Below are 14,993 nucleotides of genomic sequence, written 5' to 3'. Positions count from 1 at the left end.
TTAGGTAAATGGTTGCCCGAAAATGCGAAAATGATCGCAAATTCGTGTTAAGACGATGAAATTTATTGGCATTGATTTCGGCTGGCGATCGCAACCAAGTGGACTATGCTGCTTAGAATGGATAGATGGACAGCTGCAACTACTTAATCTAGACCGCAAAGAAGCCATTGCAGACATCCTCACCTGGCTCGATCAGACCGTCAAACCAGATGAACCAGCCATCATCGCCGTAGATGCACCTACTCTCATACCCAACGCTACTGGGAGTCGCCTCGCCGACAAACTCAGCCACAAGTACTTTGGTAAATATCATGCGGGATGCTACCCAGCTAATCAAAACCTACCTTTTGCAGAGCGCACCATCAACTTTGGCTTAGAATTAGAATCACGCGGTTTTGCACACGCACCCACGATTGAACCGCAAAAACTTGGCAGATATCAAATAGAAGTCTTTCCCCACCCAGCGATCGTTAACCTATTCAACTTAGAACGCATTCTCAAATACAAAAAAGGACGACTCAGCGATCGCCGCCTAGAACTAATCAAACTCCAAAATTATCTTCTCGATATCCTCCCCTCTCTTTCTCCTCCTCTGTGTCTCTCTTGCCTCTGCGGTAGCCTACGGCAAGCCGCTGGTGCGTCTACGTTTCCTTCCGAAATCCCCACCACAGGCGCAGCCCTCAAAGCAGTTGAAGATAAATTAGATAGCCTAGTTTGTGCTTACGTTGCTGCATACTGGTGGTATTGGGGAGTAGAACGTAATCTCGTATTAGGCGATGTCTACGACGGGCTACGCCTACGCACCACTGGCTACATTATCATTCCCCAAAGAATTTGAGTAAAGGTTTTGTATATACTGCTTTAGAGGAATTTAGATTACTGCACACGCAAGAAGCGATGCATACGGAGGCAAGCTACGCCATCAAATTTCTGATTTAATCTGTTTGTTAGCCAAATAGTGTTCATCAAGAGCGCGTCTTAGCATCATCTTAATTACAGCTTGACGGCTAATATTGAGTTCAGTTGCCATGTTGTCAAGTTCGTTGAGCATCGGACTAGGAATTTCAAGGTTTGTTGTCACTATATCCTGTCGTCTTCGTGAGGTCATTTGACGAGGCGTTCCGACTTTTGTTGTCGTGGAGTCAAAATAACGATCAACGACTTCCTCTCCTGCATCAATTTTTTCCTCAAGTTCTTCAATAGAAATATTGTTCATAGATTTCTCTCTCCCGTCTCGTACTTTTCCAATAAGTAATTAACCAAATATATTCCCCTTCATCATCATAACGAACTTCGTAAATGACCGATAAAATGGTGTTTTGCAGATATCCAATAGCAATAAATTGTTCTGGATCATCTCGTTTTATTCGTTCTACATAGTCGCCTGCCAAAATAGTAGCAACTTCTTCTAAGGAATATCCCCTATTTTGCTTAAGAAGCTGACTTTTGTGATTATCCCAGTCAAATCGCATTTTTTGCCAAATAACTTCTCGTAATTCTAGCAATATAGCGCTTCTCGGTTAAGTCCAATACAGACCTAACAAGAACAGCCCCTTCCCTACAAGGCTTCTGGATAACGCATATTTAATTTCATCAGATGTCTATTGGGATGGACAACAAGGAAAAACCTTGGATAAATCTTGTCTAACTCCAATACCGCTCAGTTAAGCCCCAAATTCTTCTTAGAGAAGCGAAATTGGACTGAGCTTTTCCCCGCTACGGGCTTTCGCGTCTCTATAGGTCAAAAATCAGGATTAAAAATCCTTAACTGAACCGTATTGGTAACTCTTCTTTTGCCATGTTATAAGGAAAGCAACAGATTTTAACGTTAGGACTGTTACAGTTGACGAGCCATTTAGCTAAAATCAAATTTCATATCTTTGTAATCTCGTAAGATTTAAGTCGAGGAAGTTTTATGCAAGGAGTTAGTTCTAACTTGAGTTTAAAAGAGCTTTATGAAATTGATGATCATCTCTGGTTAGAGGAAACAATCAAGCTATTAAAAGCTAACCATTTAGAAGAATTAGATTTAGAAAATTTAATTGAGGAGCTAGAAAATTTGGGTCGGAGAGACAAAGCCAAGGTTGCTAGTTTATTAGAACAAATTGTGAGACATCTTTTATTGCTGCAATATTGGACAGAAGAATCTCAATATAATTATGGAAATTGGAAAGCAGAAATTAGAAGTTTTAGGAATCAATTAAAACGTCACTTAACTACAAATTTGTATCAATATTTAGAAAATGAATTAGCATCAATTTATGATGATGCTTTAGGATATATAATTGATAAAAGTGAGGGTAAGCTAGATAACTTGCCTCAATCTTCTACTTACACCTTAGAACAGCTACTAGATATTAATTATCTACCTGAAAAATTGTAACATAAAAGGCGTTGCTAAACTTAAATCAGCAACGCCTAGTCTTGAGTATTCAATAACTACTCAGCCCTCTTATTCTGCCCAAGCAATTAACCTTGGTTCATAGGGATTAGCCAGATTTTGATTTTTCGGCAATACACGCAAAGACAAGCCTTGCAAACCAGAAGCGGTATAGGTGATATTACCCGTGTAAATGCTCAATTGCTGTGCATCCTCACCTTGGTAATCCATCACCACTGGCACAGCGTCGACAATCTCACCATTGGCATCGATCGCACCTTGGTATAGCTCCACCTGCACATCATCATTCCTCAAAGTTGCCAAGTCAACCTTGGCTTTGACAGCAACGGTTTGGTTAACCTCAATGTCCGTAGCTGCCGATACGTCTATATCTTTGATTTTGATGTTGAACCAGTGTTCGCTTAGTTTTTCTTTCCAAGCAGCTAGTTCTTTAGCTGGGGCATAGTTATCAACAGTCAGGGTATGATAGCGATCGCTAGCTGGGAAATAAGCTCTTTGTGCATATTCTCCTACCATCCGCGCTGTATTAAAGAACGGACAATTCAACCGAATTGCATCCTTCATTTTGGCAACCCACGGACGGGGCAAGCCATCACTATCCCGATATTCATAAAATAGCGGCACAACTTCCTTTTCTAACAATTCATAGAGAGCATTTGCTTCTACTTCATCTTGGTAGTTAGGATCGTCGTAATTCTCTCCATGTCCAATAGCCCAGCCCGTGCGGACATAATCAGCTTCATCCCACCAGCCATCTAGTACACTTAAATTCGGCAATCCATTCATTGCTGCTTTCATCCCACTGGTACCAGAGGCTTCCCGTGGGCGACGCGGTGTGTTTAACCAGATATCGCAACCCGCAACCATCAACCGGGATATGTAAATGTCGTAATTGGGAACAAACACTACCTGTTTTTCTAAATGTTGTTCGCGGATAAAGTGATTGATATCGCGGATGAGTTCTTTACCAGGAATATCCTTGGGATGCGCCTTACCAGCAATCACAAATTGCACTTTTCGGTCTTTGTTAGCCAGCAAAAGCCGCTTAATGCGTTCTAAATCACGCATCCAGAGGGTGGCGCGTTTGTAGGTGGCAAAGCGACGGGCAAAGCCAATGGTGAAAGCGTAAGGATCTAAAACTTCTTGGGCTTGGACAATTTCGGAGGCGGAAGCGCCGCGATCGCGCAAATGTTTGACCAAATGCTCTCGCACATACAAAATCATATCCAAGCGGCAGCGTTCGTGATTGCGCCACAACTCCTCATCAGGAATCGCCTCCATCCGTTCCCACAGTGGGCTATCTGGTGGTGCAGATGACCAGTTTGGCCCCAAGTAGCGATCGTACAATTCTTGAGTCGATTTCGCAACACAACTCCGGGCATGGACACCGTTAGTAATTGCGGCGATCGGCACTTCTTCTACTGGTAGGGACTTCCACAAGCCCTGGAACATTTGCCGCGACACCACACCATGCAGTTGTGCTACACCGTTAGAAAATGTTGCCATCTTCAACGCCAGCACCGCCATACTGAAAGGCCCAGATAAATCGCCTGTATTCTCGCGTCCCAGTCCTAAAAATTGCTCTTTGGGCAACCCAAATATCTCTGCATAGTACCCCAGGTAGTACAACATTTTGTCGGGAGCGAACAAGTCAATCCCTGCTGGTACTGGTGTGTGGGTAGTAAAGATATTACTGGAAGCCACCACTTGTTTAGCTTGGGCATAATTCAGTCCCTCTTCCTGAATCAGCAAGCGGATGCGCTCTAGGGCAGAGAAGGCGGCGTGACCTTCATTCATGTGGTAGGCGGTGACTTTCAACCCCAAAGCTTTGAGCATTTGCACACCACCGATCCCCAGCATGATTTCCTGGTGGATACGCATATCGATGTCGCCACCGTACAGCTGATCTGTGATGTCGTGGTCGTAAGTGTTGTTGGGTTCAATGTTGGTGTCCAGTAGATATAAGGGAACCATTCCTACCTGTACCCGCCAAACCCTGGCATATACCTTGCGTCCTGGATAATCTACCGCAATCCGCAGTTCTGAACCATCGGCATTGCGCTCTAGATGCAAGGGCATATTATAGAAATCGTTGAGCAGGTAGCGTTCTTGCTGCCAGCCATCGGCATTGAGATACTGGGCAAAGTAGCCTTGCTGATACAGCAAACCTACACCTACAAGCGGTAGCCCCAGATCACTGGCAGATTTGAGGTGATCCCCCGCCAGAACGCCCAAGCCGCCAGAATAGACGGGCAAACAATCGACAAGTCCAAATTCAGCCGAAAAATAGGCGTAGCATTCTTTTGGTTTATCTTCCCGTTGTTTTTGATACCAAGTGCGCTCTTGCAAATAATCGTCTAACTGACGGTCAGCTCGATCCATTTGCGCTAGAAAGCCTTCATCTTCGACAACTTCCAGAAGCCGCGATTGAGAGATCGTACCCAACATTAACACCGGGTTATGATGGCTAGACTCCCACAGATCGGAGTCTAAGCGACGAAATAAATCTTTAGTGTCAACGTTCCAATCCCAGTGCAAGTTCTGTGCTAGCCGCCGCAGTGGTTCGAGTCGCGGCGGTAGTGACGGGGATACGTTAAATGTGCGAATTGGCTGCATAGGTTGGCAAAACTCCAAGTTTAGCTATGGTTATTGTTTACTCTCTTTACCAATGTTGCCAATTCTTTATACTGTAGTTTGTGAAAAAGCGATGACTTTGTTAAGCATTGAGAATCTTTTTTAACCTCGTTGCTAAAGTTTACACCAAGGTGTTTCTAATTCTATGCGTTCCCCTCAGCCATGTACTTGGTATATTAAAATTTAATCATTTACTGCCATGTATCACTTAAAAAAAATTTAGTTTTGAATAAATTATTTATATTTATTTTATAATTGATTGCGGGGATCATTTCTAGGGTCTTGGCTGAGGGTGAAAATTCCTCATTGCTGTGTCCAGGAAAGTTAAATTTTTAATTATTTTTTAATAAAATTGCGCTGGCAAAGAAGCAGTGTGAGGGAAAAACTTAGATTATTCATTCGGTTAAGATTAGCTTAAGGTGATGCGTTACCGATAGCGTACCCCTTCCCTACGGGACGCTCCGCGAACGGGGAAGCAAGCTAGGCGCAGCGTCACTTTTCAAGACAGACATCGCCTAAAATTGGCTCCTGTGAAAACCGTACCAAGTAGTTAACCAGGAAAAGCGATGCCTGGGTTGGGCTACGCCGACGCTAACTACTTGGCATAAAGTTTTGATACTAAATCAGGAAAATAACTTCTTAGCGTGTTATTTTATGCGCCTAGTGAAGGCTGATCTTTGGTATTTTTTGTCATTGACAAAGCTATAGCGGCTGCATAAGCAATCTCCGCTGCCATTTGATAAGCAAGTTTAATACTCGATGAAGCGTCCTTGGCTTTAGGAGAGAGGGAAGCTTTTTTTCGGCGCGACTCAAGTTTTACATCACCTGCCACAATAGCTCGCTGTAAAATGATCCAGGCATCTAAGTCTTCTGAGTCATAATTACTTTGAAGTTGCGATCGCAGTTGATCTTCAGCTACAACACTCAGATAGCCACTAGTTAGAGCTTGTTGCACAATTTCTTTAATTAAAGCCATAATTTGAACCAAGTGTGTGAGTTAAAACCGATACCTCAATTTGAGCAATTTGATGTTATGTTGTGAACTTCTCCTGGAAAGAAAGCTACGTTTTAGCTTTCTTTCAATAAAATTTATAATAAGTAGTGCCAAGCACGCATCACCCGCTTGGCTCACCCGAATGGGTGATTTACAAATTTTTAGATATAAGTAATGGTGAAGAGAAATATTTTTAGCTCTTTGGCTTTTTAACGAAGAGGCTGTCACAAGTATAGTAGATATATTCTGAGTTTAACGCCTAATCATAAAATTACTTAGATAAGCAACGGTAGAAATATGGACAAAAATGCCAAGTAACTGCTAACAGCATTTTTCAACCCCCCTCATCAATGGATTTTATCTAAGTGTATAAAATTATTTCAGAGTAGCGATCGCTCCAGTAAAAAAGTTAGCTGATTTCCACCATTCTCATCAACAAGCAATCTGAAAATCAACTTATTTACTGAGAGTGTTCCACTAAAAATAAAATGTGTTATCGTTAAAAACAATTGTTATTAAAAGCCATTCATGTAATTACAAACGTGAATTGGTTAGTCTATAAATCATCCGTGTGCAACATGATTGGAGCAGCATACTCTAGAAATTCGTTGCAAGAAAGCCGTCATAGCAGTCGGGGAAGCGCTTACTTGTTTGCACCGATGGTTAACTTCAATGTGATGGCTGATGTGGGAGATAATCCACCCTAATTGGGTTTTATTTGGGCAAAAATACCCAGAAAAATCCAACAATAATTACATTGTCATGCTAGGCAGAAATTTTCTCTAAATCTTTGAAATAGTCTAGTTAAATGTATTTTTTGTTGCAAAATAGCTTGTGGAACTGAGTTGTTTCAAAAGACTAAAACCGCTTGAGAAGAAGTAGCCTCAAGCCAAACAACTCTATCCCTAGTTGCGTAACAAGCTTTGCAAATTTGCCGGATAACTAAAACAGTAGCCTATCTAAACCAGCAAATTTTCCCATCAGAAACTTAATAGTCTGAGGTTTGACCCTGCAATGCACTGAAATTGTTTTGTTAATTTAGCTGGTGAAAAAGAAGCCAAATTTTTATGTGCCTTGATTGGTACAAAAGTTTCTAGCGACTTAACGCAATTGTGCATATCAATTGAGTTATTCTACCAAACTTAAGTTAAAGAATTGCTCACATAGTCAAAGCCAGACTCTGGTTTTTCACATATTGGAAAACCATCTAAAATCTTGGGAAATTTCGGTTATCCTGCCAGCTTTTGTCATGTATTAATACATCCAGAGCTTATTAGTATTGGCAGAAGATTAGGATACAGCCAAAACAACTTTCAACACTGTCAACAAAAATTGATTGAAGAGATATGTAGCCATGCATAACGAGCAGTATTTTTCAAAATTGCAGCGCGTGCAAGAACTTTTAGTAACTACGGTGTTAGGAGATATTCCGACACTTCTTCTGGGGCCAAAGTTGCGTAATTTGGGATATCGTAGTATTTTTGCCCAGATAGGCAGCCCAATGTATATTCAAAATGGTGTTGAATTTAACGGTACTTCTTGTATTGAAATAGGCAGTGGAGTCTATATTTTCAAGGGTGTGCGGATGGATGCTAGAGGACACAAAAATAATACAATTCATCTAGGAAATAGAGTCGCTATTGAGCGTAACGTTGATATAGGTTCTTTGGAAGATACATGTATCTATATTGATGAAGACACCTTCATTGGTCCCAACGTGTCTATTGAGGGGCCAGGAGACATTAAAATTGGTAAACATTGCTTGATTGCTGCCCACTCAGGAATATATGCTAATAATCATAATTTTGCCAATCAGATGGAGCCGATTAAATACCAAGGTGTTACTCGCAAGGGAATTGTGATTGAGGATGATTGTTGGTTAGGACATGGAGTAACAGTATTAGATGGCGTTACTATCGGCAAAGGCAGTGTTATTGGTGCGGGAGCAGTTGTCAATAGAGATATTCCTCCTTTCTCCGTTGCTGTAGGCATACCTGCACGAGTAATCAAAAACCGAATTGGCAAAGACTTAAGCATTACTTCAAACTGAGAAATAGGGCATGGGGCATTGGGCATCGGGCATAGTAACTATTTCCTGTAACCTGTTGCCTTTTTGAAGAAACTTTTGCCGTCAGTTAACGTCACAAACTGGAGTAACCAGTCTCTGAGTTATTTTTTAAGGGCATCTAAAAGTCAGACAACTGACATCTTGCACCATTATCAATAACCGTAGAATAGGCACTACCGATCCCCAGTCCCCAATCCCCAGTCCCCAATCCCCAATCCCCAGTCCCCAATCCCCAGTCCTCAGTCCCCAGAGTCCTCTAAAAAAGGGACGAGATTTGGGTAATATAAAGGAGCTATCTTTTCTGCATGGCAGATCCTGAAAGAAAAGCTCTCTTTGTCTTACCCGTTGGAGATATTTCTATGCTGACTTTAAAAATCGCTGTTTATATTGTTGTTGCCTTCTTCGTGACTATCTTCGTCTTCGGATTTTTGTCGAACGATCCAGCTCGTAACCCCGGCCGTCGGGACTCAGAGTAAAAGGGCGATAAATCATCCGCGACTTTGGAAGGCGGAAGATACTAAACACCACGGAAACTTACTAAACTTTCGCCTAGTAAGTTTCCTCCTGCAAGTGGCTTACTGCCGGTAGCAGAAGGCGACAGTCGGAAGGCAAAATGTATATTTATCCTTCCGTCCGTCATTTGGCTGTTTGTTAGCCCGATTTTGCTCAAATATGCTTCATCCAGTTCTGCCGCCCGATCCGCCTCCTATCCTCAAATCTTTACAACCTGTTGTAAATCCCGCCTCATCTGCTAGTCATACAAAGTTTCTTTCAGGTGTAGAGACTAAAATACAGGAAAAGACAGACAAATCCAAGCAGATCAAGGATTTGGCTCAGTTTGCAATTGTGGGAAACACCAAGATAGATCCGCCATTGCCAACTCCGATTAACTCAACTTTGAATAACTTGGTAGTTGCCGAAACTCCCTCTGTACCTCATTCACCAGAAACCTTACCACCAGAAATTTCCCCCTTCACCGGCTCTGGAAGTGCTGCACTTTTGGGGCAGCCGCTGGTCGTTGGTTATCCCACGCAGGAAGTTAAAACCTCTAATCGCCAAGATAAAGAAGACGCACAGGCAAGTCCGAGCGGCGGTATCCGGCGCTCGGAACTTCTCCTAAGGTCGGCGCTGCGTAAACGGGAGACACAAAGAGAAGCCACTTCCTACCCAGACGCAAAACGTGAACCTTCTCAAAAACTCGGTGAGCGATCGCCAGATCCAAACTCTAGTGGTGGAGAAAAACAAACCTTTTTGGACTCTCCTAGCTTTACCTATAGAGTTTCGCCAAGTCCCCTGATCGCCCAATCTCCGCGTCCTCTTCAAATTGCTCCAAGTGTCACAATCAGCAACAAGTTAGTCGAGTCCAAGGCGAAAATTTTAGCTGAGAAGTTAACCCAGCAAAAACAGCACAGTGATATTACTGAACCACAGTCTCTAGGAAGAGACAATATCTCTCTATCTGCTGCTGATCTTGCACCGAGTTCTCAATCAGTACAAAATTTTATAAAATTCAAGTCTCGCAGCCCGACAAACCAACTCTCAACGCCCATCACTGTAGAATTCAAGTCCGAAGTCCAACAACAAACTCAAGCACCAACGCGTACTCCACAGGTAGATACGACTAATCAGTCACAAGGAAAACCATCTGGTACAACTGCGCCAGCTAGCACCCCACCAGCCGGGCCGAGAATTGTGGAAGTCACTTCAGATCGGCAAGAGTATGACGAGCAACGGCGAATTATTACAGCTGTTGGGAATGTAGTTGTGCGATTTGATGGGGCGGTGGTGGATGCCGATCGCCTGCAAGTCAATTTGGACAACTTGATCGCTGCGGGAGAAGGTAACGTAACTTTAACACGGGGCGATCAGATACTGCGTGGACAACGCTTTACCTATAACTTTGTTCAAGATAGTGGGGAATTGGAAAATGGTAGAGGAGAAATTTACGTACCCTCAGCCCAAACAGATTTTGCTTTCTTACCCACGGGTGTAAGTGCAGGTGGAGTCCCGAAACGTCCGCCCAGCGATCGCATTAGAGCCAATCAGCCCGTTTCCGGTGTGAGCAGCCCTGGAGGAATTGATGTGGCATTTGGTGGTCAGTCAGATGCTAGTAACATCCCGTCACCAAAAACAGGGGGTGTAGTCAATCGGCTCAGGTTTGAAGCTGAACACATTGACTTTTATCCGCAAGGCTGGCAAGCAAGGGATGTCCGCATCACCAATGATCCTTTTTCGCCCCCAGAACTAGAATTACGCGCAGATAAAGTAACTCTGACGCGAGAATCACCCTTGGTAGACCGCATCAGGACACAGAAGCAGCGTTTGGTATTGGATCAAACACTCTCCTTACCAATTCCGATAAATGAGCGGACTATTGACCGCCGGGAGCGGGACGTTACACCTGCAATAGTCTCCCCCGGCTTTGATGGAGATGATCGCGGTGGTTTGTATATTGAGCGTGGCTTTCCAGTGATCACTACAGATCAGACTAGCTGGACGATCACGCCCCAGTTATTAGTACAGAGAGCTGTGCAAGAAGGCACAGGTGACTTAGGCGCACTGTTTGGTATAAAGACAAAGATAAATTCTGTTTTGAGTCCACGGGCAGTAGTTGAGGGGACTGGGGAGTTAACCAGTTTTGACTTAAACAAGGTGGAAGACAATTTGCGGGTGAGGTTGGGATTGCGCCAGACATTAGGGACTTCCCTTCCCCACATATTGAATCTGGAGTATATCTACCGCGAGCGTCTTTACAACGGTACCCTCGGCTTTCAAACCGTCCAGAGCAGTCTTGGCGGCATTGTTACCTCTCCTGTAATTCCTTTAGGCAAGAGTGGCATTAACCTCACCTATCAGGCAAGCGCTCGATATATCAATGCCAACACTGATCGCCAAGACTTACTACAACCGCAACGGGAAAACGATCGCATCTCACTAGGTCGTTTACAAGCCAGTGCTTCCCTCAGTAAAGGGCTGTTGTTGTGGCAGGGAAAACCATTACCACCAACTGCCACTGAGGGATTACGATACACGGCTAACCCTGTAGTTCCTTACTTGCAAGCGATCGCTGGACTTACGGGCACTACCAGTTATTACACCAATGGCGATAACCAAAGCACCCTAACTGGTACAATTGGCTTATTAGGGCAAATTGGTCATTTTTCTCGACCTTTTTTCGACTATACCGCCTTTAATATTAGTTACTCTCAAGGCTTAAACAACGGATTATCACCCTTTTTGTTTGATCGCTCCGTTGATAACAAAGTGTTGAGTGCTGGGATATCACAGCAAATATACGGCCCTTTTCGCTTAGGCTTTCAAACATCTGTTAACTTGGATACTGGTAAAGAAACTAGCACCGACTACATTTTGGAATATAGCCGTCGCACCTATGGCATCACCTTGCGTTACAATCCGGTGCTGGAGTTAGGCGGCTTTAGCATCCGAATTAGTGATTTTAACTGGGGTGGCGGCACTGATCCATTTTCGGAAGTTAAGCCAGTAGTAGGCGGTGTGCAACAGGATTATTAGTCAATCGATTTTGGATTTTAAATTTTGGATTTTGGATTGACCCCGACCACTTTTTGGTTTGGGGCAATCAATTTTAGATTTTAGATTTTAGATTTTAGATTGGAAGAAAATACTTAGAGTCCGCCGTGTTTTTATTTGGACAATTCTTCAATTTAAAATCCAAAATTCAAAATGAACGGGGCGGGGCATGAACCGAAATAATTTTTAATTCTTCAATCTAAAATCTGAAATCTAGAATCGGCACGGTCAAACAGTTATCAGTTTGCCTACCCGACACTTGATTCTCTAATCGCAATGGATACTTTCTATTTACAGATTTTCTATCTTTTGCCCAGTTTTTAGACTGGGCACGACTGGAGAGCCGATCGCAGAATTGGTTGATGCACCACCAGGTATTCTCAGGTTGGCATAGTCGCCGCTTAGTTGAACACGTGACGGTGGTTGGTGTAGAGTTGCACAGCATCTCTGAACTGCGGCTTGGTACTCTCGCCATTGCTTGCGGATTGCAATACTTGCAGCATCGTTACCTAAGTCTGAAAATCTTAGCCCCGCTCGAATCAGCCAAGATTCCACGTCAGTTGTTTCACCAAGTATTTCTGGAATGGGATTAATCTTTTCCATGAGTAATATTTTTTACGCATATTCCAAATTGGTTATTTAACTTTAAAAGAAACTATTGATAATAGCCAATATAATTGTTTATCAAAATCATAAATGAAATTGATTAAAAAAATTGGTCATATCTGAGTATCTATACTCAGATATGACAGAAGGAATTACTATTACGGCTGGCAAACATCATTGCTTTAGCTTGCGAATAAGCTGTTTTCTAGCTCGTAATCACTAGAAGCGATAGCCTAATCCGGCTTGGAAGCTGACGGCATCAGCATCACTATTTCTGTAGGCGTCAATGCCCCATTTAGTATCGCCATAGGCAATGACATTTTTGCTAACTTCTGATTCAATACCAAGGGTGACTACAGGTGCATTCTGATTGCCCAATGGGGTTTTTTGACCTTCGTCAGTGACAAAAGAATAACCACCACCGAAGTAAACGTTAGTATTTTGGGCGATGGGCGCATCGTAAGTCACTATAGGCATAATTGCGGCAGCATCACCACCATACAGTACAGAACCCCGCAGTGAAACAGGTGTTTTGGGAACGGCGTACCGTCCTTGAATATTACCACCAACTTGTGCTTCATCGTTTCCTTGTCCGCCACTGGTCGCACCAACTGCAACACCAGCACCGATGTAATTGCCGTTTGTACCCGCAGTTTGAGCAGAAGCAATTCCCGCCGAGAGGACTATGGAAGCAACAGCAAGGAAAGAGGTAGCTAATTTTGTAAGTTTCATAGAATTCTTCTCACCAGAGTTAGGTAAAATCAATGTTCTCTAGTACTAGAATCTCTTTTTTTACAAAATGTAACCTCGCACACCTGGCTCACCCAAGTGGCTGAATTATTTCTCACCCACTTGGGTGTACCAACTGAAATATTTAAATAACAGTTATTTCTTCAAAAAGCGCTGACGGAGACGAAATATAAAAATATTCACCTCTGCTATTTTCATCGAGGAAGCGATCGCAGCAAACACCGCAATCCCCACGAAGCCAGATACACACAACTGCAACACCAGAATCAGTAAACCAGTTTTACCTAAGAAATGCTGAGAACCAACCAAAGTCCCATAGCTTGCTACCCCAGCGACAATGCTACCAGCAATCAAACCCAAAATCGGCAAACTCCACTCACGCCAAGGTAAACCATTGAGTTTGCGATCGAGCAACCACAACAGCATTAACATTGAGCTACAATTTACACCCACTGTTGCCAACACCAAACCGGGAGCGCCAAAAGGTTTAACGAAAAACCAATCTAATAAGATGTTGAGCAAGATGTTAAAAATACTGATGCGAAAAGGTGTCTGTCCATCGCCTAAAGCATAGAACACCCGCACTAAAACATCACGCCCCAAATAGACAAACATCCCAATTCCATAAGCGACTAACAATGATGAAACGAGCTGTGTGGCTTCTGGCTTGAAAGCACCGCGTTCATATACCACCTGCACAATAGGTACAGATAACGACACCATCAGCGCCCCTAGCGGTAGCATAGTGAAGGCAGTGAGTAGCATTCCTTGGCGAATGCGTAATTTTAGCTCTGGCCAATTTTCGGGGCCGGCTAGTTTGGCAAATATCGGTAACAGGGGCAGTAAAATGATATTAGAAATAATCCCTAAGGGAGTTTGAACTAATAGATTCGCATAGTTAAATCCTGCGGCAGCACCAGGGATAGGACTAGCAAAATAAAGGTCAGTGGCAACATTAATTGGCATCATTCCAGAGGAAACTGTTGCCGGAGTCATGATTTTAATGACTTCTTGGACGCCTGGGGATTTAAACTCAAACCGCAGGCGTAATGTGCCTAGTCCTAATCGCCACTGGACAATTAGCTGCACTAACCACTGGAGAATTGCCCCTGCCAAAGTTCCCCAAGCTAAAACCATTCCCCCGATTAAAGCGTACTCCGGCTTAATAATATCCTTACCCAATTGCATCGCCAAGATACCAAGACCGGCAACAACGGTAATACTAGATAATAAAGGACTAATGGAGAGTAACCAATATTGATTGGCTGTATTGAGAGTACCAAAGCCGATGCCAATTAGTCCCGAAAATAAAGCCATAGGAGCCATAATGCGGAGTTGTTGAATGGCGATCGCTCTGGTTGTGTCTTCCAAACCATGACCGACTAAATCAACGATCGCATCCGCAAACAAAATCTGAGCAACTGTCACCAATAACAGCACTCCAGCCACCAGAGTTGTCACGGTTTCCACTAGGGGAGCCGCTTCTTCTCGCCGCCGCTTGGCTAAAACACTGACGATCGCACTGTGTAATGGCCCATTTACACCACCGAGTAATATTAATAAAAAGCCAGGGATAATATAGGCATAACTATAGGCAGTGGCAGCAGCACCAACACCAAAAGCGGCAGCGATCGCTTGCTGCCGCACTAAACCGAAGATTTTACTAATTAATGTGGCTGCGGCAACAATGCCAGCAATTCCAGCGAAAGAACGAGAGGGTTTTTGGTCTTGTTGTGTCACGAATAATACCCGACAACTCTTGCAGAGTGCATATTTTAAAACATTTAACCTGAAATCCCGCAGTCTGTCAGGCAAATTTTGACAAATTAGTTATTAGTTTATAGTCTCATGGCAATCATTTTAAGTGCGATGCCTAGGTTGGGCTACGCCTACGCTCAAAATGAAATTCCTGAGATTGCTCTAATAGTACGCATTTTAGCTCTCATTTTCAGGTAAAGAGAGGAACTCTTGCACAAAGAGAACACGATAAA

General features: G+C 43.3%; 13 protein-coding genes. 6 read left to right on the top strand and 7 right to left on the bottom strand.

Annotated features, from left to right (window positions below):
• Positions 1–55: 55 nt before the first annotated feature.
• On the top strand, positions 56–838 hold the full coding sequence (locus V7K30_RS04930) for a DUF429 domain-containing protein (protein WP_334997672.1): 783 nt from the start codon (positions 56–58) through the stop codon (positions 836–838).
• Positions 839–922: 84 nt separating this feature from the next.
• On the opposite strand, the gene brnA is transcribed toward V7K30_RS04930, so the two are convergent.
• Positions 923–1,216 carry a type II toxin-antitoxin system BrnA family antitoxin gene (gene brnA / locus V7K30_RS04925; RefSeq protein ID WP_334997670.1) on the bottom strand — a complete coding sequence of 98 codons (294 nt, stop codon included), beginning with the start codon at positions 1,214–1,216 and terminating at the stop codon, positions 923–925.
• Positions 1,197–1,505 (bottom strand): BrnT family toxin, encoded by a 309-nt coding sequence (locus tag V7K30_RS04920; protein WP_334997668.1) that lies wholly within the window; start codon positions 1,503–1,505, stop codon positions 1,197–1,199. The genes brnA and V7K30_RS04920 overlap by 20 nt, the downstream gene beginning before the upstream one ends.
• 410 nt (positions 1,506–1,915) lie before the next feature.
• On the opposite strand from V7K30_RS04920, the gene V7K30_RS04915 reads away from it, so the two are divergent.
• Complete coding sequence (locus V7K30_RS04915) at positions 1,916–2,383, top strand: DUF29 domain-containing protein (RefSeq protein WP_334997666.1); 468 nt, start codon at positions 1,916–1,918, stop codon at positions 2,381–2,383.
• A 69-nt stretch (positions 2,384–2,452) separates the two neighbouring features.
• Here the strand turns inward: V7K30_RS04915 and glgP are convergent, their stop codons facing one another.
• Together glgP and V7K30_RS04905 are read right to left on the bottom strand one after the other, a co-directional pair.
• Positions 2,453–5,017 (bottom strand): alpha-glucan family phosphorylase, encoded by a 2,565-nt coding sequence (gene glgP / locus V7K30_RS04910; RefSeq protein ID WP_334997664.1) that lies wholly within the window; start codon positions 5,015–5,017, stop codon positions 2,453–2,455.
• Positions 5,018–5,687: 670 nt separating this feature from the next.
• Entirely contained in the window at positions 5,688–6,011 is a 324-nt protein-coding gene (locus V7K30_RS04905) for a hypothetical protein (protein ID WP_334997661.1), read from the bottom strand.
• Between the two features lie 560 nt (positions 6,012–6,571).
• Here V7K30_RS04905 and V7K30_RS04900 point away from each other — a divergent pair.
• The 4 genes from V7K30_RS04900 to V7K30_RS04885 all read left to right on the top strand — a co-directional run bounded on the left by V7K30_RS04900 (position 6,572) and on the right by V7K30_RS04885 (position 11,628).
• Positions 6,572–6,736, top strand: a complete 165-nt coding sequence (locus tag V7K30_RS04900; protein WP_157816823.1) for a hypothetical protein — start codon at positions 6,572–6,574, stop codon at positions 6,734–6,736.
• A 647-nt stretch (positions 6,737–7,383) separates the two neighbouring features.
• Positions 7,384–8,079: an acyltransferase gene (locus V7K30_RS04895; protein WP_334997659.1), complete on the top strand. Its 696-nt coding sequence runs from the start codon at positions 7,384–7,386 to the stop codon at positions 8,077–8,079.
• Positions 8,080–8,456: 377 nt separating this feature from the next.
• Complete coding sequence (locus V7K30_RS04890) at positions 8,457–8,573, top strand: photosystem II reaction center protein I (protein WP_334998146.1); 117 nt, start codon at positions 8,457–8,459, stop codon at positions 8,571–8,573.
• 196 nt (positions 8,574–8,769) lie between these two features.
• Positions 8,770–11,628, top strand: a complete 2,859-nt coding sequence (locus tag V7K30_RS04885) for a DUF3769 domain-containing protein (RefSeq protein WP_334997657.1) — start codon at positions 8,770–8,772, stop codon at positions 11,626–11,628.
• A 309-nt stretch (positions 11,629–11,937) separates the two neighbouring features.
• Here the strand turns inward: V7K30_RS04885 and V7K30_RS04880 are convergent, their stop codons facing one another.
• The 3 genes from V7K30_RS04880 to murJ all read right to left on the bottom strand — a co-directional run bounded on the left by V7K30_RS04880 (position 11,938) and on the right by murJ (position 14,742).
• The gene (locus V7K30_RS04880; protein WP_334997655.1) at positions 11,938–12,249 is read right to left on the bottom strand and encodes a hypothetical protein; all 312 of its coding nucleotides are present in this window, start codon (positions 12,247–12,249) and stop codon (positions 11,938–11,940) included.
• Between the two features lie 222 nt (positions 12,250–12,471).
• The gene (locus V7K30_RS04875) at positions 12,472–12,984 is read right to left on the bottom strand and encodes an outer membrane beta-barrel protein (protein ID WP_334997653.1); all 513 of its coding nucleotides are present in this window, start codon (positions 12,982–12,984) and stop codon (positions 12,472–12,474) included.
• A 153-nt stretch (positions 12,985–13,137) separates the two neighbouring features.
• Positions 13,138–14,742, bottom strand: coding sequence for a murein biosynthesis integral membrane protein MurJ (murJ, locus tag V7K30_RS04870; RefSeq protein WP_334997651.1), 1,605 nt, complete (start codon positions 14,740–14,742; stop codon positions 13,138–13,140).
• Between the last annotated feature and the right edge of the window lie 251 nt (positions 14,743–14,993).

It is taken from the genome of Nostoc sp. (assembly GCF_036917655.1).
Lineage (GTDB): Bacteria > Cyanobacteriota > Cyanobacteriia > Cyanobacteriales > Nostocaceae > Nostoc.
Note: the sequence above shows the minus strand (reverse complement) of the source record. Positions and strands in the feature narration are given on the sequence as shown.